Source organism: Archangium gephyra, assembly GCF_049060025.1.
In the GTDB taxonomy this organism is placed as follows: domain Bacteria; phylum Myxococcota; class Myxococcia; order Myxococcales; family Myxococcaceae; genus Archangium; species Archangium gephyra_A.
On the sequence record NZ_JBMEQQ010000002.1, the window covers coordinates 5,605,567 to 5,628,282 of the forward strand.

Sequence of the window (22,716 nt, forward strand, 5' to 3'; positions counted from 1 at the left end):
TCCAGAACTTAATGACGCAGGCAAGGCGGGGTTGACCGTCCGGTGACGGACTTGCGGTAGGGGGTTTCCATGGCGCTTCTGTGCGGGGTTTCACTCCGGACTGCCCTGCGGGGCTTCCGGGCTCTGAAACGCGAAGAGGGCCGGAGGAGGGACATTCCCTCACCCCAGCCCTCCCCGTCCCTCTCCCGAGGGGAGAGGGGTTCCTGGCTACCTCAGCTCGGCTCGGGCTCCGGCTCCGAGGACCCGTTCTCCGTGGGCTCCTCGGCGCTCTCCGGGGCGGCTCCCGCGTCCGACGGCTCCTCCGGCGCGGCGGCTTCCACCGGCGTCACGGTCTCCGTCTCCTCATCCGACTCCGGCAGCTTCGAGATGCCCGTCACCTTCTCGTCCGCGCTCTCCAGCGCGATCAACCGCACGCCCTGCGTGTTGCGGCCAATGACGGAGATCTCCTTCGCCTTCATCCGGATGAGCATTCCGCCGTTCGTCACCAACATCACCTCGTCCTTGTCCGTCACCTGGACCAGGCCCACCACCTTGCCGTTCCGCTCGGTGGCCTTGATGTCGATGATGCCCTTGCCGCCTCGGCCCTGCTGACGGTACTCGCTCTCCTCCGTCCGCTTGCCGTAGCCGTTCTCCGTCACCGTCAGGATGGTGGTGTCCTTCTCCACCACGTCCGCGCCCACCACCTCGTCACCGTCCTCCAGCGTGATTCCCTTCACGCCGTACGCCTGACGGCCCATCGAGCGCACTTCGCTCTCCGGGAAGCGGATGCTCATGCCCGTCGCCGTGGACAGCAGGATGTCCTTCGTCCCGTCGGTGATCTTCACCGCGACGAGCTCGTCCCCTTCGTCGATGCCCAGCGCGATGATGCCGCTGGAGCGCACGTTGGCGAACGCCGACAGGTCCGTGCGCTTCACCACGCCCCGCTTCGTCACGAAGAACACGAACTGGTTCTCCACGAACTCCCGCGTCACCAGCACCTGCGCCAGCCGCTCGCCCTCGCCGAACTGCACCAGGTTCACGATCGCCTTGCCGCGCGACGTCCGGCCCGCCGACGGAATCTCGTGCACCTTCAGCGAGTACAGCCGGCCCTTGTTGGTGATGGGCATCAGGAAGGCGTGCGTGCTCGCCACGAACAGGTCCGTGACGAAATCGTCTTCCTTCGTCGTCGCGCCCGTCTTGCCGCGCCCACCGCGCTTCTGCGCCCGGTACTCGCTCAGCGGCGAGCGCTTCACGTAGCCCGTGTGCGACAGCGTGACCACCATCGTCTCCTCGGCGATGAGGTCCTCGCTCGTCATCTCATCCGCCGCGCCGGTGATCTCCGTGCGCCGCTTGTCTCCGTAGCGCTCGCGGATCTCCGCCAGCTCCGTCTTGATGACGTTGAGCAGGCTCGACTCGTTGCCGAGGATGTCCTCCAGCCGGAGAATCTCGCGGATGAGGTCCACCAGCTCGCGGAACAGCTCCTCGCGCTGCAGGCCGGTGAGGCGCTGCAGGCGCATCTCGAGGATGTTCTTCGCCTGCTCCTCGCTGAAGCCCGAGCCCTCGTACTTGTGCTCCAGGCCCGAGTAGCTCGGCACCTCGGCGCGCGCGCGCGAGACGAGCAGCTCCATCTGCGCCTTGGCCTTCTCGTAGTCGATGCGCTGCAGGTTCTTGAAGCGCTCGTGCTCGTAGAGGGCCGGCGACAGGATGTTCATCAGGCCCCAGCGCGCCTCGTCCGGGTCCTTCGAGGCGCGGATGAGGCTGACCACCAGGTCGATGAGATCCTGCGCGACGAGCAAGCCCTCGACGATGTGGCGGCGGGAGCGCGCCTTGCGCAGCTCGTAGCGGCTGCGGCGCGTCACCACGTCGCGGCGGTGCGAGATGAAGCGCTCGAGCAGCTCCTTGAGGGTGAGCGTGCGCGGCTGGCCCGCGTCGATGGCCAGCATCACCGCGCCGAAGGTCGTCTCCAGCGGGGTGTTGGCGAACAGGTTGTTGAGCACCACCGCGGACATCGCATCGCGCTTGAGCTCGATGACGATGCGCATGCCCTGCCGGTCGCTCTCGTCGCGGATGTCGCTGATGCCCTCCAGCTTCTTCTCGCGCACCAGGTCGGCGATCTTCTCGATGAGCCGCGCCTTGTTCACCTGGTAGGGGATCTCCGTGACGATGATGCTCTCACGGTCGCCCTTCTTGGAGGTTTCGATCTCCGTGCGGGCGCGCAGGGTAATCTGGCCGCGGCCCGTCTCGTAGGCGCGGACGATGCCCTCACGGCCGGAGATGAAGCCGGCGGTGGGGAAGTCCGGACCCGGGATGAACTGCATCAGCTCCCGGACGGTGGCCTCGGGGTGATCGATGAGGTGCAGCGTCCCGTCGAGCACCTCGGTCATGTTGTGCGGCGGGATGTTGGTGGTCATACCCACCGCGATGCCCGTGCTGCCGTTGACCAGGAGGTTGGGGAACTTGCTGGGGAGGACGAGCGGCTCGACGGTGGAGTCGTCGTAGTTGGGACCGAAGTCGACCGTCTCCTTGTCGATGTCCGAGAGCATCTCCTCGGCCAGACGGTCCATGCGCACTTCGGTGTAACGCATGGCGGCCGGGGAATCGCCGTCCACCGAGCCGAAGTTGCCCTGGCCGTCCACCAGCAGGTAGCGGAGGCTCCACTCCTGGGCCAGACGCACCATGGCGTCATAGACGGCGGTGTCGCCGTGGGGGTGGTACTTACCGATGACGTCACCCACCACGCGCGCGGACTTCTTGTAGGCGCGGTTGTGGTAGTTGCCCAGGTCGTTCATCGCGTAGAGGACGCGGCGATGCACGGGCTTGAGGCCGTCACGCACGTCGGGCAGGGCGCGCCCGATGATGACGGACATCGAGTAGTCGAGATACGAGCGGCGCATCTCGTCTTCGATGTTGACGGGGATGAGTTCTCCCACGCTGCCCGGAGGCGGAGGAGCGGGGGGCGTTGCCGGCTTGTCGGTAGTGTCGTCGGCCATGAAATCTGGGGGTCTCGAAGGGGCCCGCGCGAGGGGGCCCATCTTGGGTAACGTGGTTACCTAACCCCCGGATTTTCCTGCGTCAACAAGGGAAACACGAGGGTGGTGAGGGGTAGCCAGAAAGGCGGTCCGGAGCCTGCCCGGCCGGGGGGCTTCGGACACCCTTCCGGGCCGCTGTTTTCCCCCTTCAACCGATGAGCGAGCGCGCTTGTTGCACCAGCGGGACGAGCCGCGACGAATCCTTCCAGCCGCGCAGGGTTTGCGAGCCAATCCCGTGCCGCTGGATGAGCTCCCGGAGGACGCCCCGGACCCGCTCCCCGTCCGCTCCGCTCCGGCCTTCATCCGCCCGCCAGGCCTGCTCTTCCAGCCGCACCCAGCGTGCGGGCGTCCAATGCTCGTCATCGGGAATATCCGGGCGCTGGGCGTCCCACAGCTCGTAGGCGACTTCGATCAGACCGGCCCGGGCGTCCGGGAGGGCCTCCGAGGCGAGGAGCCGGACGCGCGGCACGTACTCGCGCTCGAAGAGCCACCAGAGCACGGGGGTGAGCTCGTGGGGCTCGGGCACGAGCGGGGCCAGCCGCACCTGGACGAGCTGGCGCATCCGGGCCCACGCCTCCTGGTGCCAGTATTCGGCGTGCAGCAGGCGCTCGGGGCCGGTACGCGGCGGGTGGTGCGGCGCCCGGGTGGCCTGCTTGCGGAGCTCGGCCACCATGAACCCCTTCGCATCCACCCCGGACAGCCGGTTCCAGACGGAGGCCAGGGCGGCCTCGCCCCTGGGCCACCACAGGCGCAGCTCCTCGCGCTGCACATGGGTGAAGGGGATGCGGCCGGTGAGCAGCATGGGGTGGGCGAAGAGCGGCTCCAGGAAGCCCCCGAAGGCGGCGGCCTCCCGGAGCGCGGGCAGCGAGTCCGGCAGCAGCTCCAGCGCGGTGCTCGCGCGCAGGTGGGGAGGGATTTCGCGAGGAATGGTGATGAGCCAGTCCTCCAGGGCCCGCATCAGGCTGCCCAGGGGCTCCTGGGTACTGCGTCCGAGCTTGCGGGCCACGTCCCGGACGAGCTGCTCATGGAGCGAGTGCACCTCGTGCAGGCAGCGGACGGTCGGGTGGTGGGTGGGCCAGTCCTCGGCCTGGGCGCGGCGCAGGGCGGGAGCGAGCATCGCGTCCAACGCCTCCTGGTGGGCGGCCACCTCGCGCACCAGGGGCAACTCGCGCCGCAACCGCTCCTGCCACCGGGACTCGGCGAGCACCAACACCAGCCGGTAGTAGCGCTCGCGGGCGGGCACCAGCAGCCCCGCCCGGCCCTCCAAACGCAGTTGGTATTCGTCGAGCGGTGCTCCCATGGTGGCTCAACCCACCTGGGCCATGGTGTCTCCCTTTGGACGCAGCGGAGCGGCGAGCCGCTCGGCCTCGACGCCGAGGGGGCCTTCCGGGTCCAGTTCCTTGGCCCGCTCGAAGGAGGCCAGGGCCCCCGTGCGGTCTCCCTTCAGCTTGAGGGCCACCCCCACGTTGAGGTGCGCGCCGATGTTGTCCCGGTCCATCGCGAGCGCCTCGCGGAAGTGCGCCAGGGCGTCGTCCAGGTCACCGGCGAGCAGGGCCTCCTTGCCGGCCTGCACGCGCTTGTCCGCGTCGTTGACGAGCTCCACCTGGAGCAGGCTTCCTCCGGCCACGGTGAAGACGAGCGCCCGCAGGATGCCGCCCCAGTAGAAGGTCAGCCCCTCGGCGGCGACCACGGCGGCGATGGGCAGGTCCGGCAGCAACTGCTTGCCGCGGAACTTGAAGCGCACCTTCGTGTAGCGGCCCTTGTTGGCCCAGTGCACGAGCTCGTCGCGCAGCTTGCCCAGGCTCTCCTCCACGCGCTTGGGGTCGATCTCGAAGGGCAGCGTGGGACCGGGCACGGGCTCGCCAGCAGGCAGGGCCTTCATCTCGGGGACGGGCTCGGCGATGGGGGCCGCCACGTCCTGCACGGTCTCCTCGGGCGCGGGAGGTGGCACCGGAGCGGCACGCTTCTTCGCGGCGGCGGGCTTCTTCACCGGAGCCGCACGCTTCTTCACGGGCGCGGGGCTCTTCTTCGCGGAAACGGCGCTCTTCTTCTTCGGTGCCTCGCGGACGGCCTTCTTCTGGCTCGCCGGGGCCTTGCGGGGTGCGGTCTTCGCCATGGTGGCTAGACTCTAACCAGTCGCGGGCCGCCTTGCTCGTACGGGCGTCACCACCGGGTCCCCGGCTTCATGCCGGCAGCGTCCAGTCGATGGGCTCTCGCCCCGCCTTCTTCAAGGCGGCGTTGGCGCCACTGAAGGGCTTGCTCCCGAAGAACCCCTTCTTCGCCGACAGGGGCGAGGGGTGCGTCCCCGCGAGGACGGTGTGCCGCGACTCGTCGATGAGCGCCCTCTTCTTCTGCGCGTAGCTCCCCCACAGGATGAACACCACCGGCTCCGGCTTGTCGCTCACCTTCTGGATGACGGCGTCGGTGAAGTACTCCCAGCCATGCCCCTCGTGGGCATTGGCCTCTCCCTGGCACACCGTCAGCACCGCGTTGAGCAGCAGCACCCCCTGCTCCGCCCACGGCACCAGCGAGCCGTCCTTCGGCTTCGGCGCGCCCACATCGCTCTGCAGCTCCTTGAAGATGTTCACCAGCGAGGGCGGCGGCTTCACTCCCGGCCGCACCGAGAACGCCAGGCCATGAGCCTGTCCCGGTCCATGGTACGGGTCCTGCCCGAGCAGCAGCACCTTCACCTTCTCGTACGGCGTCAGCCGGAAGGCCGAGAACAGGTCCTCCTCCGACGGGTACACCGTGTGATCCCGCCGCTCCGCCGCGATGAACGCCTCCAGCTCCGCGAACGCCGGGCCGTCCAGCACGCCCTTCAGCACCTTCTTCCAGTCCGCCGGCAGCCTGTCCTTCATCGAGCCCATCACGTCTCCTGGTATCGAACCCCGTTGAAGCCCTCGTCTTACACTACTTCTGCGGTCAGATGGCGTAGTATTGATTCATGGAACCTTTCCAGGTGGGAGCACATTGGGCAGGCCGTAGGGAATCCGCCGAGGAGTGTGCCCAGCGCGTGGAGGCACTCTTCCAGCAATTGGGCCAGTGCGACCCGGCATATGCGAGCTGGTTCGAGTTCGCGTACTCGCGCAAGCACTCGCTCGGGCTGCCGTTCGAGCCTACTTCCGAGGCCTTCCTCCGCTTCTTCAAGAGAAGGAAGTACCGGCTCGACAGGGACGTGTTCACCTTCGAGGCCTGGACGGGGCAGGAGCGGCAGGGGCGTGGCGGCATGCTGCGCTTCCTCTGCGGCTCCAACAGTCCCTACTATGCCAACGGGTGTCAGCTCTACCTGCCTCGGGAGGAGCCGGCCGCCAGCCGGGTGCTCGCCCTCCCCGTGCTGAAGCAGGTGGTGCGCACCATCGTGCGGGTGTGGGACGCGGACGGGTGCGCGGTGATCGCCGAGGGTGACCGGGTCACGCGCAAGGCGATGGAGGATGGGCGCCCCTGCGTCGGGTGGCTCACCTATGTCGCCAACCGGTGCGGAAGCCTGCCTCCCCTTCCGGAGCAGGTGCACCTCGAGCCGCTGGAGGACCAGGGCACGCTCATCCTCCTCACGAGGGAGCGCTTCTCCCTGGAGAACCCGGCACATGTCGCTCTGGCCGCGAGCGTTCGCGAGCAGCTCGAGAAGGCGGGGCTGATACCACCGCTCGGGAAATGAACCGGGCCAGGAGCAGGCGGCTCCGTCGCTCAAGGGAAGCTCACGCCGCGCACGGTGAGGGTGCGCGGCCCTCCCGCCTCGCCCAGCTTCAGGAGGAAGGTGCCCTGGCACTGCTCGACCGTGGCCTCCGCCTCCACCACGAGCTGCGCCAGCACTCCGGGCTCGGCGGGCGTGCGCTGCCACACCCGCACCACCCGCAGCCGCACACCTTGCGTGCTCACGAGCTCCGCTCCCTCGACGCTGTCCGCCGTCCAAGGCAGGAGGCTCGTGTTCAACACCCGCAGCTCCACCGCCACGAGGCTCCGCGGCTCGGCGCGGTAGCTCCAGGCCTTCTTCACGCTGAGCATTTCATCGGGGCTCTGGGTGACATCATTGATGATGTGCCGCACCACGACGCCCTGGCCCTCCCCCACCAGCCCGGCATCGAACAGGTCCGTGATGCCGCTGGGGCGCGGCCCCTCCGGGCGGGTGTGCTCCTGCTCCAGCTCGGCCTCGCACCGCTCCGCCCGTTCGCGCGGCTGACGGGACTCCAGGTACAACGACTCGCAGGAGCGGGGCTGGAGGTAGACCTGCCCGGGGGCCGACAGGGCCGGGAAGAGCGCGAGCAACAAAGGGGCGGTGAGCAGGGAAGGCATGAGCGGGGTGACCTCCGGAGTGAACCAGTGCAACAGGGCCTCCGACGTATGCTCCTACGGCCTCGTCCGGTCCTTGTACCGCCACGCCTCCCCGAAACGCTTCACCGGTTCGAGAGTCCCACCCGTGGAGATCCTGGCGAGGTCCTGGCCAAAGTCTTCAAACCTCTCCCAGCCCCACTCCGCCCCGTCGCGAAACTCCAGGCACACCGGATACGTGTGCCCGTCGGGCGTGTGGGCCTGGGTGAAGCGGCCGTGCACACGCTCCCCGAAGAGCCGCTCGCCGGTGAACAGGGTGCCTACCGGCAACTTGCCCCAATCCCCAAACCCCCCCATCAGAGGAATAGTGACCGGGCCCGGACGCACGATGATGAACCTGTCGCGGGTGCCAACGTCGACCACCCCCCGAGAGCCTGTGTACAGCAGGCCCAGCTCCTTCATGGCCTGGGCGGCGCCTTCCGGGCACTCGGCGGGAGGCGGGAGTGGGGGCGTAGGCCGCACCTGGGGCGTGGTGGTGGGGCCGGGGCAGCCGGTGGCGAGGGCACAGCCGAGCATGAGCGAGCCCACCCTTCCGGCCGTGGAGCCCGTCTGCTTCGGCTGCTGCCGCGGGGGGGCGGGGACCTTCGCTGGAGTCTTCACGCGCGTCTCCTGGGAGCGCGTCGCGGGGGCGACGGGCGCGGGGATTGCCGCCGCTTCGGGCGCCGCGCCACCGTCACCTTCCGGCCGCTTCCACGGGGGCGCCACTTCCTGGCCAGAAGGCTCCAGGGTGATAGGAAGGAACTCCTCCGGTAGGCTGACGAGGGGTGTCCCCAGCGGTGGGGTGGTGGACCCGGAGCCAGGCGGCGGGCGAGCGGCGAGCCACACGCCCAGGCCCAACGCGAGCACCGCGGCGGTGGCCAGGAGCACCCGGCGCGAGCGCACCGCGGGCAGGGCGGCCTCCCGGACGGGCACGGCCGGTGGTGTCTCCGACTGGGGCGCGTCCTCCACTCGCGCCCCGCCGGGCCCGGCGAGCGTCACGGCCTCTCGCGAGGCGGCCCGGGGCCCGTCCACCTCGAGCGCCACCTGTGGCGCGGGGAGCGTCACGGACGGCTCCGTGGACACCGTGCCCCCGGCGGGAGCCTCGAGGCCAGGCCCTGGCGGCGGCCCCCGCGAGAGCAGGGTGGACACCTCGTCGCGCGCACGCGGCCTGCCGCGCACCGGCCCCCGGGGGTAGGAGGCCAGCCGCGCATAGAGGGCCAGCAGGTCCGCCCCCTGCCACATGTCGCGCTCGCGCACGGTGGTGGCGTGGTGCGGCCCCCACGCCTCGCACAGCGGCACCCGCCACGTCTCGTCCGCCTGCTTCAGCGCCTCCCCGAGGGCCGCGTCCACCGCGAGCGCATCCGCGTACCGCTCCCCGGGCTGCTTGCGCAGCATGCGCCAGCACACCTCGCCCAGCGCCCGCGGCACCCGGGGGTTGTACTCGTGCGGCACCGGCGGCTCCTGGCGCAGGATGGCGTGCACCAGCTCGCCCTCGCCGCCCAGGAAGGGCAGCCGGCCCGTGAGCACGAGGTAGAGTTCCACCCCGAGCGCCCACAGGTCATCGCCCGGGCTGGCGCGCGACGCCTCCTCGCCGCGCCAGGAGCGCCACACCCGGGGACTGAGATAGGGCCAGGTACCCGGGGGAAGGGCCCCCGTCACCGGTGGGGCGTCCTCGTAGGTGGCCACCCCGAAGTCCACCAGCACCACCCGGTCCTCGCCGTACACCAGCAGGTTGGCGCCCTTCACGTCCCGGTGGACGACTCCGGCCGCGTGCACCACCGAGAGCTGGCGCGCCGCCTGGCCGAAGAGCTGCGCCGCCTGGAGGGCACAGGGGTTGTTGACGCGCGTCCACACGTCCAGCGGCAGCCCGCGCACCAGGGGCATGACGAGGAAGAGGTAGAGCGGCGGGTGCTCGGGCCACACGCCCTCGTCCACCAGGGGCAGGCCGCCCGCGTGGCTGAGCTTCACCATGACGTCGCGCTCGCGCCAGGCCCAGGGCGCCGAGCGCGGCAGGAAGAGGAACTTCACCGCGTACTGCTGTCCCCCGCGCGTGGCTCGGAACACCGTGCCCTGGCCGCCGGTGCCCAGCCTCGCCTCCAGCCGGTAGCCGGCCACTTCCAGCCCCGGCCCCGGCCGCCACGGTGCGGACTCGTGCGGGAGGTGCGCCCACTCCTCCGGCCGCCGCTGCTCCTGCCCACCGCTGTCCGTGCCGGCTTCGCTCATGCGCACCACCTCCGAGGTGGGGCAGTGTAACAGCACCCACCTCCCAGGTGAGGCCCGGGGAGAAGTGCCCCCCCACATCAGGTGTAGACGTCTACACCTGGGCGGGCCCTGCCCCGTCCGCCGCGGGCTGCCGCGAGTCCGCGAGGTAACCCAGCATGGCCAGGCTGGCGAGCCAAACCCATCAGGTGGCTTCAGGTCGCGAGACATGGGCGCGGGTGCGTCAGGGCGAGCCGTAGCCTGGGGACCACGAAGCACTCCAGGAGGACGCATGTTCGCGGGGCTCGCTGTCTCCTGCTGTCGTCACGCGCGGTGGCACGCGGGCACGCTCCTGCTGCTGGTGGCCTGGATGCTGGGCGGGTGCGCCACGGGAGCGCCTCCAGCCGGGCTGTTGGGGAGCCCGCGCCCCCACCGCCTGACACCGGCCTTCGCCGCACAGGCGCGCCTGCCCAGGCCCGCGACCGACTCCACGCGGACCGCGGCACCGGTAGAGGAGGCCCCCTCGCCCGACGAGGACGACGACCCGGAGGACGATTTCGACGAGGAGTGGAGTGCCCCGGAAGCCGTGGCGAACGTACCCGGAGGCGCACCCGGCTCGAGGGCAGGCCACCCGGTGCCGGAGGAGGAGCCGCTGGAGGACGGGGAAGCGGGCCCGGTGGGCTGGCGCGATGGCGTGGGGGACGGACACCCCTGGCCGGTGCCCTTCAGCCTGGACCACTTCCAAGGCCTGCTCGCGCAGGTGGGCGTGCCCCACGAGGTGCTGCCCAAGAACGGTCCCACCCTGTCACCCGAGCAAGCGGTGCGACTGCTGGGACACCTGGTGGAGGCGGAGGCGGGGCTCGTGGAGTTTCCCCGCCAGCGCATGGCGGCGCACCTGCTGCTGGAGGTGGCCACGGGCGAGAGACCCGTGACGCGCGAGGAGCTGCACGCGCGCATGGACCGCTTCCACCGGCTGCGGGTGGTGCGGCCAGACGGCTACGTGGTGGAGGTGGTGACGGGAGAAGCGGTGCAGCGGGCCGGAGAGGTTCGGCTCGCCGAGGACGGCACGCTGCGCGCGGGCCGCTACGAGGTAGGCCCCTTCCACGCGGTGGAGGACGGGCAACTGTGGCCGGTGGACACGGGGCTGGAGGTGCCCCGGGGCGCGAAGCCACTGGGCCCCTACGTGCCGGATGACGGCGTGGTGCTGCCGGCACTGGACGGGGTGGGACTGGCGCTGGGGGATACGGTGGAGGCGCTCTACCGGCTCGTCGTCGAACCGGACGAGACGTTGGAGGGAATCGCCCAGTTGCCGGGGGTGGCGCGCGTGCTCCTCCAGAACGCCCCCGAGTACTGGGAAGCGTTCCGCCAGAAGCCGCGGGGCGAGCAGGTGCGCACGGTGTCGCGGCTGATGGCCAACGCGCTGCTGACGGTGGGCACCTCGGGGGCGGGGGCGGTGAAGTCGGTGCAATGGGGCGAGAAGCTCGGCCGACTGTCGGTGCCCGTGCTGACGCTGACGCGCAAGGGCGAGCTGGTGCTGCGGCTGGTGGCGGTGCCCGGGCGGGCCGTGGCCGTGGCGGGACAGGGGTTGAGCGTTACCTGGGGCATTCACCTGGCCCAGGTGGGCTCGGGCGGGGGAGGCAACTGGGTGCCGCCCGTGGGCGGGCCCGGCCAGTGGGTACCCAAGAACGAGTGGATGTCACCGCGCTCGCGCGCCTTCCAGCACAAGGTGACGAAGGCCCCCGCAGGCTGGGTGTACCGCGTGTGGCGCAACGGAGAGAAGGCGGACTTCGATGGCTTCGACGGGGGCATCCTCCAGGAGACCAAGGGCCTGGGCTACGAGAAGCACTTCGACGCGAAGCTCAATCCCAAGCGACATTTCAAGGGCGCGGAGCGGCTTGTCAGACAGGCTCAACGGCAGCAGCGGGTGGCCAATGGTGTCCCCATCCGCTGGAATGTCGCGGAGCCCCAGATGGTCGCCATCCTCAAGAAGTTGTTCAAGAGGAACAGAATCCAGGGAATTGACGTGGTCCACACGCCGCCGTAGCCCTGTGGCATGTCCATGCAAGACGACTTCTATGCGGGAGTCTACTGGTCAGGTCGCAAGGAGTCCGCGGACGAATGCGCTCGGCGTGCGGAGCTCTCTTCCGTCTTCTGTCCCAATGCGACCCGACCTATGCTCGATGGTTCGAGCAGGCGAACTCGCTCAAGAAAGCACTGCAACTGCGGTTCGAGCCCACCTATGAGACCCTCCTGCGCTTCTTCAAGAGCAGGAAGTACAACGAGGGGGCATTCGGCGTCAGCTTCAGTGCATGGACAGGGCACGAGGAGGATGGGCATGGCGGCAGTGTGATGCTCAGCTGTGGTTCCGCCGTGACGCCTCCACCGAACAATTGTCTTCTTTATCTGCCAGATGAAGGGCCGGGAGCGGAACGCGTGCTCACCGCGTCCGTGCTGACGGAGATGATGCGTGCCATGGTGCTGGCCTGGGAGCCGGACGATGGCGGGGTCTACTCGCAAGCCTATCAGGAACTACGAGATGAACCCGTGGGCCCCCCCCATATGGGTTGGCTGATGTACTTCTCCCGGAACCGGGGAGAGGTGCCCCCCCTGCCAGAGCCGGTGCGGACCGCGCCAGTGGAGGACAAGGGCACGCTCGTCATTCTCACCCCGGAGCGCTTCAACGGGCACGACCCGGCTCACGTGGCCCTGGCCGACCAGGTTCGCGGACTGCTCGACGGGGCGGGGTTGCTGACGGAGCTGCAGCTGAGCCGTTCCCCAGCCGCCCGTCTCCCCTCCCTCCCGTCAAGCAAGCCGTCTACTTGGGCCTCGGCCCCAGTCGGGCTACCCTCGGGGGCGCCATGTCGATGTACAACGAGTCGCTCCGCGCCTTCCTCAAGCCCGTCCTCCCCTATCTCGACGACCCCTCGGTCTCCGAGATCATGATCAACGGGCCCACCGACATCTGGATCGAGCGCAAGGGCAAGGTCTCCAAGACCGATGCCACGTTCACCGAAGAAGGGCTGATCGGCGCCGCGCGCAACATGGCGCAGTTCGTCGGCCGCCTCCTCAATGACGAGCGCCCCCGCCTGGACGCGCGCCTGCCCGACGGCAGCCGCATCCACGTCGTCATCCCGCCCATCGCCCGCAAGGGCACCACCATCTCCATCCGCAAGTTCTTCAAGGACAAGCTCACCATCGAGTCCTTGATCAAATTCAAGTCCATGACGCCGCAGATGGCGCGGCTCATCGACGCGGGCATCCACACCAAGCTCAACATGCTGGTGTCCGGCGGGACGGGCTCGGGCAAGACGACGCTGCTCAACATCGTCTCCTCCCTCATCCCCGACGAGGAGCGCATCCTCACCATCGAGGACTCGGCCGAGCTCCAGCTCAACCAGTCCCACCTCGTGCCCTTCGAGAGCCGGCCCCCGGACAAGTTCGGCAAGGGCGGCGTGGACATGGGAGACCTGCTCAACTCGGCCCTGCGTCTGCGCCCGGACCGCATCGTGGTGGGCGAGGTGCGCGGCGGCGAGGCCTTCTACCTCGTGCAGGCGATGAACACCGGCCACGGCGGCTCGCTGGCCACCACCCACGCCAACACGCCCACCGACACCCTGCGCCGCATCGAGTCGCTCTGCCTCATGTCCGGCATCGACCTGCCCATGGTGGCCATCCGCGCCCAGGTCGCCAGCGCCATCAACTTCATCGTCTGCTGCGAGCGTCTCCACGACGGCAGCCGTAAGACGATTGCCCTCTCCGAGGTGCTCCCCCTCACCGAGAAGGGCGACTACCGCACCCAGGACATCTTCGTCTTCACCCCGGTGACGAAGGACGAGGACGGCCACATCCTCGGCTACCACGCGCCCACCGGCATCATCCCCAACTTCGTCGCCCGGGCGCGCGCCTACGGCTTCTCGGACCTGGACGAGTCCTTCTTCGACCCGGCCACCTACGGCGTGCCGCCCCCGCCCTCCTTCCAGGCCGGTGAGAGCTACACCGTGCGCTGGGCCCCCTCGCTCAAGCACCGCGAGCGCGGCGAGCAGGATCCCTCCAGCTTCAAGAAGGAGTGGGCGGACTTCGAGCAGCGCCTGAAGGACGAGGCCCACGACGCCAAGGGCGACAAGCCCCCGTCGCCCGCCTCCGCGCCGGTGCAGGTGCAGGTGCCCGCCAACCTCCCCATCGCGGCCCCCCGGGCTCCCGAGCCGCCCGCGCGGTCCCGGACAAACGAGGTTCCCGCCGCGCGCACCGGGCCCGCCCCGAGGCCCAACCTGCCCGCCAACCGTCCTCCCCCGCCCGTCATGGAGCAGGACCCCGACAAGACGCCGCCGCCCACGCGCAACCCCTTCGCCTCCGAGGCGGATGACGGGTTCGGCGCTCCCCCCGACGAGCCCAGCGTGCAGGTGTCCGCGGACCTCATGGCCGAGGATCTCGACGCGACCCAGGGCCGCGGCATCCCTCCGCCGCGTCCGGCCCGTCCCGCCACGCCTCCGCCGCGTCCCGCCTCGCCCACCGGCGCACGCCCCGCCGTGGCGGCGCCTCCTCGCAGGCCCGCTCCCGCTCCCGTGCGGCCTCCTCCTCCCGTCCCCTCGGAGGACCTGGAGGACGATGACGCACCGCGCGAGTTGGACAGCTCGGAGAAGACGCACATCAAGCCCATCCCCGAGAAGCCCCGCCGCTGAGCCCGCTCGCCTGGACACACGCGCTCACGCACCCCGCATTACTTGGAGTGCGTGACCTTGCGGTAGGCGCCACATGAGGGGAAAGTGACGCCACCGTGTTCCTTTCACTCCTCGCCACGCTCGTCGTGCTCGGCCAGGCGCCCGCGACCTCCGAGGCACCGCTCACCGTGCTGATCGCCCCGCCCGAAGCCGCGGGGGTCCCCTCCCACATCGTCTCCTTCGCCCAGGAGCATGTGTACGAGCAGCTCAAGACGCAGGGGCTGCAGGTGGTCCGCGCCTCGGAGCTGTCGCAGCGGCTGCCGCCCGCGCAGCGCAAGACGGTGCTCGGGTGCAACCGGCTGGAGGCCGCCTGCCGCATCACGATGGGCGAGGCCGCCCAGGCCGACGCGGTGGTGATCGCCGAGCTGGTGCAGTTCCTCAGCGGCTACCGGGTGGGCCTGAAGGCCTACGCCACGCGCGACGGCGAGCAGCTCTCCGAGCACTACGTGCCGGGCGTGCGCGAGGACCAGTTGCTCGACGCGCTCACCCAGGCCAGCGAGAAGGTGGTGCCGCCGGTGCGCCGCGCGCTGCGTCCGTCCTCGGAGCCCCTGGTCGAGACTCCAGCCCCAGCCCCTCCCCACGCCCGTCCAGCCGGTGCCGGTGACGCCCGAGGTGACGGCCTCGCGCTCGAGCGCGCCGGGCTGGGCGTGGATGCCGGCCGCCGGTGGCGCGGTGCTCCTGGGCGTGGGCACGGTCTTCTACGTGCAGGCCAGCAATGACTACGCCGCCCTCAAGGCGAAGCGGGTCTCCGGCCCCACGGACGGCGCCGGGCTGCGGGCCTCGGGCGAGCGGGCGCAGTGGCTGAGCCGGGCCTCCTTCGCGGCGGGCGCGGCCGGCGTGGTGACGACGGGGCTCATCTATCTGCTGTCTGGCAAGGACCCGGGCACGCCTTCTCAGGTGCGGCCCACCGCCTCCGTGGGCAACGGCGGCGGGATGGTGGGTGTGGCCGGAACACTCCCGTGAGGACTCACATGCTCGAGACGAAGAAGCCTTTCGCCGCGGGGCTCGTGCTGGCGCTGCTGGCCACCACCGGTTGCTTCGACTTCAAGACGGCGTTCGAGGAATGCGTGGCCTCCGGCCAGTGCCAGCCCAGCGGGTGCGATCGCTCGGCGGTGGACCTGCCGGATGATCTCTTCCACGACTCCAACTGCGACGACTTCGACGGCGCCGCCGACGGCGGCTTCTTCGTCGATCCCTCCCGGGGCCTGGACCGCGTCAATCCCGGGACCCGCGAGGCCCCGTTCAAGACCCTCCAGTACGCCCTGCCCGTGGCCGCCGACGGCGGCGGGGTGCTCTACCTCGCCCAGGGTGACTACAACGAGCCGGGGCTGGAGCTGAACATGCCCGTCTCCCTCTACGGCGGCTACAGCGGCCTGGACGGGAACTGGAAGCGGAGCGCCGACCACATCGCGCGCATCAACGGAGGCAGCATCGGCCTGACGGTGACCCGGCCGGACCCGGACGCCGGGGTCATCACCCTGGAGCGGCTGCACATCAACGCCATCCAGGGCTCCGAGCCTGGAGCACCCTCCATCGGCCTGCGGGTGCTGGACGCGAGCGTGCGCCTGCGTCATGTGGAGGTGGCGGCCGCGGCCGGCAAGCCCGGCAGGGATGGCACCCCCGGCGGCGACATCCCACACGCCGCGGATGGTGGCCAACCCCCCAACCCCGTCGAGACGCCGGCCGACACGCAGGCCGTGGGTGGAACGCCCGGCAACAGCGCGTGTGGCACCTACCGGGGAGGAACCGGGGGCAAGGGAGGCACCTTCGGCCTGCCCGCCACGAGCGGCGAGGGGGGCCTTCCCTCCTCGGATGGGGGGACCCCGGGAGCCGCCGACTACGACGCCAACCTGAGCTGCAGCGGCTGCACCTTCCGGGGCAAGCCCGGCAACCCCGGGCAGGAGGGCTTCGATGGAGGCAATGGAATGGCCGGCCCCGCGGGCCATGAGACCGGCGTGCTGGAGGGCGGAACGTGGCGCGCCAGCGCGGGCGACGCCGGCCGGGTGGGAGAACCGGGCGGTGGCGGTGGCGGTGGCGGTGGCGGTGGCGTGGTCTCCGCGGGCGGCGAGGCCGTGTCGAAGGGAGGCGGCGGCGGGGGTGGAGGCGCTGGCGGCTGCCCGGGCCAGGGCGGCAACGGCGGCCAGGGCGGCGGGGCCTCCATCGCCGTGCTCGTCATCAACGGGCACGTGGAGTTGGAGAGCACCACCCTGGTGACGGCCGGCGGAGGCAAGGGCGGCAACGGCGGAAGGGGCGGCATCGGAAGCACCGGCGGGGTGGGCGCACCCGGAGGCCAGACGAACCCCCAGACGCATCCCACGTACAAGGTGACGGTCGTGGGAGGCGTGGGCGGCAACGGCGGCAACGGGGGCAAGGGCGGCAATGGAGGCCACGGCGGCAACGGCGCGGGTGGCCCCTCCGTGGGGCTGTGGTGCGAGACCGGCTCGTCCGTGACCCAGAAGGACACGCGCGTCACGCGGGGCCCCGCGGGCGCGCCCGGTGAGGGCCCCGGCCCCACCAACCTGAAGGTCCTCCAGCAGGACGTCCACAACTGCCTCTCCACGTCCCCTTGACGGCATCCGACCAGGCGGGTCCCCCCCGCCTGGTCGCCTGCTTGTGGGAATCCGCTCCCGGTCTGCTACCCTGGGGCCACTTCCCCGATGGCTGACTCCCGTCTCTGCGAAACCTGCGGTCTCTCCGTGCCGGCGGATACCGATATCTGCCCACGCGACGGCACCGTGCTGCTCGACGCCTCGACCTCGCCCTTCAGCGGCGACCCGGGAGGCGCACGCCGGACGTCACCCGGGAGGACGGTGCACGTGATGGACGACTCCTCCGCGCAGGATCCGCTCACCGGGTTGAAGGTCGGTGAGTACGAGCTGCGCCAGCGCATCGGCGTGGGCGGCATGGGCCTGGTGTACGAAGGCATCCAGCCGCTGATCGGCAAGCGCGTGGCGGTGAAGGTGCTGCGCCCGGAGCTGGCCGCCGCCGAGGAGCAGGTGGCGCGCCTGCTGGCCGAGGCCCGCGCCGTCAACGCCATCCGCCACCGCGGCATCGTGGACATCTTCGGCTTCGGCCAGGTGCCCGACGGCCGCCAGTACATCATCATGGAGTACCTCGAGGGCGTGGCCCTCGACGCGCACCTGACGGAGAAGGGCCGGCTGCCGGTGTCCGAGGCGCTGGACATCCTCGACGAGGTGCTCAGCGCGCTGGGCGCCGCGCACGGGGCCGGCGTGGTGCACCGCGACCTCAAGCCGAGCAACATCTACCTGGTGAAGCAGCCGGACGGCTCGCGCTACGTGAAGCTGCTGGACTTCGGCCTGGCGAAGATGGGCCTGCCCACCGGGCGCACCGCGCAGACGCGCACGGACATGGTGGTGGGCACCCCGGAGTACATGGCGCCCGAGCAGGCCCGGGGCCAGCCCGTGGGGCCCATGACGGACCTCTACGCCCTGGGCGTGGTGGCCTTCGAGATGGTCACCGGCCGGCTGCCCTTCACCGGCACCTCGCCGGTGGATCTGCTGATGAAGCACGTGGACGCGCGGCCGCCGAGGCCCTCGGAGTTCGTCCCCGAGCTGCCCGCGGCGCTCGACGCCTTCGTCCTGCAGATGCTCACCAAGGATCCGGAGGCGCGCCCCGGTTCCGCCGAGCAGCTCCGCCGCCAGCTCCAGCGGCTGCGCGACACCCTCGCCCACCCGGCCCAGGCCCGCCCCACCGCCCCGGAGCCCGCCCGCCGGGAGACGCCGCGGGACCTGGCGCCCGCCGAGCCCCTCGAGCCCGAGCCCGTCCCGGCGCCCGAGCCGGTGAAGCCGCGGCCCCCACCCGAGACGCCGCGCGACACGGGCGGCACGTCCTCGCGGCGGCTGCTCATGGGCGTGGGAGCACTCGCGCTGGTGGCCGTGGGCGGTGGCCTCGTGCTCGCCCTGCGCGGAGAGCCCACCCCGCCGCCGCAGGTGGTCATCGCGCCGCCCCCGGAGCCCGTGAAGCCCGCGCCTCAGCCGGTGGTGGAGCCCACGCCGGACGCGGGCGCGGGCCTGGCGCAGCAGACGCCGCCCCCGGCCGCGGTGCCCGACGCGGGCAGCGTCCTTCCGGCCAGCGCCACGGCCCAGCAGGGCAACGCCGTGCAGCCGGCGGCGCAGGTGGTGACGGCGACCGAGACGCCGGAGCCTCCGGTGAAGCGCTCGCTCACCCAGGCCGCGCTGCTCACCCGCATCCGCAAGCTGGACAAGGAAGTCGACACGCTCTCCGAGTCCGGCCAGAAGCTCAGCCCCGCCACGCGCCGCACCCTCGAGAACATCCGCAAGAAGGCCGAGGCGGCCACGACGGCCGAGGAGCGCCGTCAGGTGGCCAAGGAGCTGGACGGCTGGGAGAAGTTCTTCCTGCGCCGCAAGTGACGAGGGGCCCGGCCCGCGCCAGGCCCCCGGCGCCTCACTTGCTGCAGATGACGGGCTGGGCCATGGCGTTGCGCGCCCGCTCCTCGGTCACCAGCTTGTAGGTCGCCAGGTCCGACAGCAGCACGTCCCGGTTCTGCCGGATGAGGCTCGCGTTGCGGCACACGAGCGCATCCCAGTACATCTCGTGCGGCGGCAGGGTGAGCGCCAGCTCGGCCAGCTCCGGCAGCTTGAGCGTGTCCAGCTCGCGCCCGAAGACCTTGAAGGCCGCGTCCTCCACCCCGACGACGCCCCGGTCGAAGTAGAGGGTGGACAGGTCATAGGCGATGAGCTGGTCCTTCTGGAGGAAGGAGTGCAGGCGGTTGGCCGCCACCGCCTGCTCCAGCGAGCCCGGGATGCCCAGCGCCACGGCGAGCCGCGTGGCGATGCGCCGCTCGCAGGCCCCATCCCCCGGCGGCTCGGTGCCGAAGGTGACGACGGAGAAGAGGCGCCAGGCCCACTTCGCACCGTCCTCGCGCCGCGTCTGGAAGTAGGTGGGGCACCCGAGCTGCGCGATGTAGAGGGCCACCAGGTCCTTGGGCAGGCGCGAGAAGTCCGGCCGCGCGTAGGCAATGGGCCGCTTGGGCCCGAAGGTGCCCGCCTGGAGGCTCATCCGCTCCCCCTCGATGGAGTGGCGCAGCTGCTTCTCCAGGTCGAACTCCGTCTCGAGCTGGGGCAGCTTGCTGGCGGTATGGAGGTAGAGGGCCGGCAGCACCACGCCGGCCAGCCCGATGAGGAACAACACCAACCAGAGCAGGGTCTTCACGCCCCCCAGGTTATCAAAGGGCGACGGCGGGCCGGGTCCGGGTTAAATCAAGTTCCGACATGAACGACTGGCACCCCACCACCGTGGCAGCCGTCCTCCCGGCCGCGGAGGGCCTCACCGAGCTCGTCCTGGACATTGGCGGAACCCCGCTGGTGGGGACCCATCGCACCCCGGGGCAGTACGTGCGGCTGGCCCTGCCCGAGGTGGGCGAGAGTCTGTTCGCCATCGCCTCGGCCCCGGAGCCCTTCGGTACCCGCTGGGAGTTCCTCCTCAAGGGGGGCAGCCCGCTGGCGGATGCCCTGGTGAAGCTGCAGCCGGGGGCCCCGGTGCACAGCGGGCGTCCCGAAGGCCGGGGCTTCCCCCTGGTGCGGGCGCGGGGCGGGAACCTGCTGCTGTTCGCCACCGGCTCGGGCATCTCCCCCATCCGCTCCGTCATCGAGAGCATCCGCCAGGAGCGGAGCGCCTACGGGCGGGTGACGCTGTACTTCGGAGCGCGCACCCCTCAGGCCTTCGCCTACGAGGACGAGCTGCAGCACTGGGAGGCGGCGGGCATCCGCGTGGTGCGCACGGTGAGCCAGCCGGGCGCGAGCGGCTGGCAGGGCCTCACCGGTTACGTGCAGGCGTGCCTGGACGAGGAGCAGGTGGAGGACACCGTGGCCTTCGTCTGCGGCCAGTCGGGCATGGTGCAGGGGGTGATCGACGCGCTGCGGACGCTCGGGCTGCCCCGCGAGGCCATCCACCTCAACTACTGAAGAGCCCACGATGGCGCACACGCCGGAGGATGAGTGGCTCTGGGGCTGGGATGACACGCCCGGCATCGTCTCGGTGTGGGCGGAGCCCGATGGCCGCGCCTTCGTGTGGCGGCGGCTTCCCCAGAGCGGCGCGCTCGTGCGCGAGGATGTGCGCTTCCGTCCCTGGTTGCTGCTCGCCTCGCTGGAGGATGTGAAGCACCTCGGCGCGAGGCTCCAGCCCGAGCACGCGGGGCCCGCGCCGTACCGGGTGACCTGGCAGGAGCTGGAGGGTCCCGGCGCGCTTCGCTACCTGGTCCGCGCGGAGGATGGGCGCGCGCTGGCCACGGCCGTGCTCCAGGGCGCCTCGCGGAGACTCGGCCGCTCGTTCGGGAACCTGCGGGAGCTGGGCGCCCAGGCGGTGCTCACACTTCCTCCCGAGGAGCAGTACCTCGTCGCCTCGGGGCGCACGTACTTCCGCGAGCTTCCGGTTCGATGACCTGCGCCGCATGCAGTTGGATCTCGAAACCACCGGGTTGGATCCCACGCACGACCGGATCTTCCTCGTGGCGATCCGGGATGCGGAGGGCAGGACCGATACCCTCGAGGCCCACGGCGATGGCGACGCCGCCGAGGCGGACCTTCTCCAGCGGCTGGTCGCGCGGGTGCGCACCATCGACCCGGACGTGCTCGAGAACCACAACCTGCACGGCTTCGATCTCCCGTTCATCGCCCACCGAGCGCGGTTGCTCGGCGTGCCGCTCGCGCTGGGACGTGCCGGTGCGCCGGGCCTGCGGCAGCGTCCCGCCGCACGAGGGGCCTCTCCCGGACGGGGGGGAGCCGCCCACGATGCGATGCGCCGCGCGCGGTACACCGTCCCCGGCCGCGAGTTCATCGACACGCTGGATGCCGTGCGGCGGCATGATTTCTCCACCCGGGAGCTGCCGGGGCACGGGCTCAAGGCCGTCGCGCGGCACCTGGGCCTCGCGGGCCCGGAACGGGAGCACATTCCAGGGTCCCAGGTGTACGAGGTCTTCGGCAGCGACCCCGAGCGCGTGCGGCGCTACGCCCGCGATGACGTGACGGAGGCCGCCGGACTGGCGCGCATGCTCGGCGGGGCGGCCTTCGCGCTCGCCCGGATGGCGCCGCGCCGCTACGAGCGCCTCGCCGACGCGGGGCCCGCCACCGGTGTCATCGACCCGCTGCTCGTGCGCGCCTATCTCCGGGCGGGGGCCGCGCTGCCCGCCCATGAGCCAGGCGACGGCACACCCCACAGCGGCGCGGCGCTCCACCTGTTCGCCACGGGCGTGGCGCGGCACGTGGTGAAGGCCGACGTCGCCAGCCTGTACCCCTCGCTGATGCGCCAGTACCGCATCGGCCCGCGGAGGGATCGGCTCGGCGTGATGCTCGCGCTGGTGGACCGGCTCGTGGAGCAGCGGCTGGCGGCCAAGGCTCGCGCGAAGGCCGCGGCGCCCGGCTCTCCGGAACGGCACACGAATGAGGCGCTCTCCGCGGCGATGAAGATCGTCGTGAACTCGGCCTACGGCTACCTGGGCGCGGGCGGGCTCACGCGCTTCGCGGACGTGCACGCCGCCAACGAGGTGACGCGGCGTGGACGCGAGGTGTTGGCGCAGATCTGCCAGGAGCTGGCACGGCGCGGCGTCACGCTGCTGGAGGCCGACACGGACGGCGTGTACTTCTCCGTGCCGGACGGCTGGAGCGAGGCCGACGAGCGCCGGGTGGTCTCCGAAGTCGCGGCCCTGCTGCCCCCCAAGGTCCGCCTCGAGTTCGACGGACGCTACGCCGCGATGCTCTCGCACGAACCGAAGAACTACGCGCTGCAGCCCTACGACGGAGCGCTCATCCTGCGCGGCGTGGCGTTCCGGTCCAGCCGGGCGGAGCCCTTCGGCGAGGACTTCCTGCGCCGGGCGCTGCGCTGCCTGCTCGCGGGAGACATCCCGGGCGTGCGGGACGCCTATGTCGAGACCGTGACGGCCCTGCGCCGGCGGACGCTCCCGACGCTGAGCGTGGCGGCACAGGTCCGGCTGACGAAGACACCGGCGCAATACCTCGCCGCGCGCAGGCGCGAGCTGCCCTACGAGGCCATGCTGGCGAGCGGGCGGACCCACTGGGCTTCCGGCGAGCACGTCCGGGTGTACCGGGCGGTGGGAGGGCGTGCGGGACTGCTGCCCGAGCCGGAGGCGGGCGAGACGGGGAAGGATCCCCGGAACTATGACGCCGACTTCTACGCCCGGCAGTTACGCGAGACCTTCGCGGCCCGGCTGGTGCGCGCACTGACGCCCGAGGACTTCGCGGCGGTGTTCGCCGATCCCGAGCAGCCGTCCCTCTTCGCGCCGACCCTGGCGGATGCCCGGCCGATCCTCACGGTGCTGGACGAGCCCGAGAGTGAGCAGCCCCATTCCGAGAACCCGTGGATGTCCCCTCTCCCTCTGGGAGAGGGCTAGGGTGAGGGTCAGTCCGCGAAGGTGGCCCCTGGAAACATGCGTTGACCACCACGCCCAATATCCCCTCGCCCTTCGGGAGAGGGGAATTGTTCCCTGAAGT

At 71.0% G+C, this 22,716-nt stretch carries 16 protein-coding genes and 1 pseudogene; 10 read left to right on the forward strand and 7 right to left on the reverse strand.

The features are described 5' to 3' along the window. Positions 1 to 212 precede the first annotated feature (212 nt). From gyrA to ung, 4 genes are all read right to left on the reverse strand, one after another. Positions 213 to 2,969 (reverse strand): DNA gyrase subunit A, encoded by a 2,757-nt coding sequence (gene gyrA / locus ACN28I_RS24385; RefSeq protein ID WP_420944349.1) that lies wholly within the window; start codon positions 2,967 to 2,969, stop codon positions 213 to 215. 187 nt (positions 2,970 to 3,156) lie between these two features. Continuing rightward, positions 3,157 to 4,308 carry a hypothetical protein gene (locus tag ACN28I_RS24390; RefSeq protein ID WP_420944350.1) on the reverse strand — a complete coding sequence of 384 codons (1,152 nt, stop codon included), beginning with the start codon at positions 4,306 to 4,308 and terminating at the stop codon, positions 3,157 to 3,159. 6 nt (positions 4,309 to 4,314) lie between these two features. After that, on the reverse strand, positions 4,315 to 5,124 hold the full coding sequence (locus tag ACN28I_RS24395; RefSeq protein ID WP_420944351.1) for a tetratricopeptide repeat protein: 810 nt from the start codon (positions 5,122 to 5,124) through the stop codon (positions 4,315 to 4,317). 67 nt (positions 5,125 to 5,191) lie between these two features. Beyond that, positions 5,192 to 5,866: a uracil-DNA glycosylase gene (gene ung / locus ACN28I_RS24400; protein ID WP_420948706.1), complete on the reverse strand. Its 675-nt coding sequence runs from the start codon at positions 5,864 to 5,866 to the stop codon at positions 5,192 to 5,194. An 86-nt stretch (positions 5,867 to 5,952) separates the two neighbouring features. On the opposite strand from ung, the gene ACN28I_RS24405 reads away from it, so the two are divergent. After that, the gene (locus ACN28I_RS24405) at positions 5,953 to 6,663 is read left to right on the forward strand and encodes an Imm52 family immunity protein (protein ID WP_420944352.1); all 711 of its coding nucleotides are present in this window, start codon (positions 5,953 to 5,955) and stop codon (positions 6,661 to 6,663) included. Between the two features lie 29 nt (positions 6,664 to 6,692). On the opposite strand, the gene ACN28I_RS24410 is transcribed toward ACN28I_RS24405, so the two are convergent. Further along, entirely contained in the window at positions 6,693 to 7,298 is a 606-nt protein-coding gene (locus ACN28I_RS24410) for a DUF2381 family protein (protein ID WP_420944353.1), read from the reverse strand. Between the two features lie 54 nt (positions 7,299 to 7,352). Continuing rightward, positions 7,353 to 9,536 carry a serine/threonine protein kinase gene (locus tag ACN28I_RS24415; RefSeq protein WP_420944354.1) on the reverse strand — a complete coding sequence of 728 codons (2,184 nt, stop codon included), beginning with the start codon at positions 9,534 to 9,536 and terminating at the stop codon, positions 7,353 to 7,355. Between the two features lie 268 nt (positions 9,537 to 9,804). Here ACN28I_RS24415 and ACN28I_RS24420 point away from each other — a divergent pair, with 268 nt between their 5' ends. From ACN28I_RS24420 to ACN28I_RS24450, 7 genes are all read left to right on the forward strand, one after another. Further along, positions 9,805 to 11,556, forward strand: a complete 1,752-nt coding sequence (locus ACN28I_RS24420) for a Tox-REase-5 domain-containing protein (RefSeq protein WP_420944355.1) — start codon at positions 9,805 to 9,807, stop codon at positions 11,554 to 11,556. Between the two features lie 74 nt (positions 11,557 to 11,630). Continuing rightward, positions 11,631 to 12,455 carry an Imm52 family immunity protein gene (locus ACN28I_RS24425; protein WP_420944356.1) on the forward strand — a complete coding sequence of 275 codons (825 nt, stop codon included), beginning with the start codon at positions 11,631 to 11,633 and terminating at the stop codon, positions 12,453 to 12,455. Next, complete coding sequence (locus ACN28I_RS24430; protein WP_420944357.1) at positions 12,371 to 14,191, forward strand: ATPase, T2SS/T4P/T4SS family; 1,821 nt, start codon at positions 12,371 to 12,373, stop codon at positions 14,189 to 14,191. The genes ACN28I_RS24425 and ACN28I_RS24430 overlap by 85 nt, the downstream gene beginning before the upstream one ends. Positions 14,192 to 14,286: 95 nt before the next feature. After that, a complete protein-coding gene (locus ACN28I_RS24435) occupies positions 14,287 to 14,949 on the forward strand; it encodes a hypothetical protein (protein WP_420944358.1) in 663 nt (220 codons plus the stop codon). After that, positions 14,915 to 15,193, forward strand: a complete 279-nt coding sequence (locus ACN28I_RS24440; RefSeq protein WP_420944359.1) for a hypothetical protein — start codon at positions 14,915 to 14,917, stop codon at positions 15,191 to 15,193. The genes ACN28I_RS24435 and ACN28I_RS24440 overlap by 35 nt, the downstream gene beginning before the upstream one ends. Before the next feature lie 8 nt (positions 15,194 to 15,201). After that, positions 15,202 to 16,800, forward strand: a complete 1,599-nt coding sequence (locus ACN28I_RS24445; protein ID WP_420944360.1) for a PE-PGRS family protein — start codon at positions 15,202 to 15,204, stop codon at positions 16,798 to 16,800. Positions 16,801 to 16,887: 87 nt separating this feature from the next. Continuing rightward, on the forward strand, positions 16,888 to 18,621 hold the full coding sequence (locus ACN28I_RS24450; protein WP_420944361.1) for a protein kinase domain-containing protein: 1,734 nt from the start codon (positions 16,888 to 16,890) through the stop codon (positions 18,619 to 18,621). Positions 18,622 to 18,655: 34 nt separating this feature from the next. Here the strand turns inward: ACN28I_RS24450 and ACN28I_RS24455 are convergent, their stop codons facing one another. Further along, complete coding sequence (locus tag ACN28I_RS24455; RefSeq protein WP_420944362.1) at positions 18,656 to 19,423, reverse strand: transglycosylase domain-containing protein; 768 nt, start codon at positions 19,421 to 19,423, stop codon at positions 18,656 to 18,658. A gap of 59 nt (positions 19,424 to 19,482) precedes the next feature. Here ACN28I_RS24455 and ACN28I_RS24460 point away from each other — a divergent pair, with 59 nt between their 5' ends. Further along, on the forward strand, positions 19,483 to 20,175 hold the full coding sequence (locus tag ACN28I_RS24460) for an NAD-binding oxidoreductase (RefSeq protein ID WP_420944363.1): 693 nt from the start codon (positions 19,483 to 19,485) through the stop codon (positions 20,173 to 20,175). 10 nt (positions 20,176 to 20,185) lie between these two features. Further along, positions 20,186 to 22,616: pseudogene (locus ACN28I_RS24465) on the forward strand (ribonuclease H-like domain-containing protein). Positions 22,617 to 22,716 lie beyond the last annotated feature (100 nt).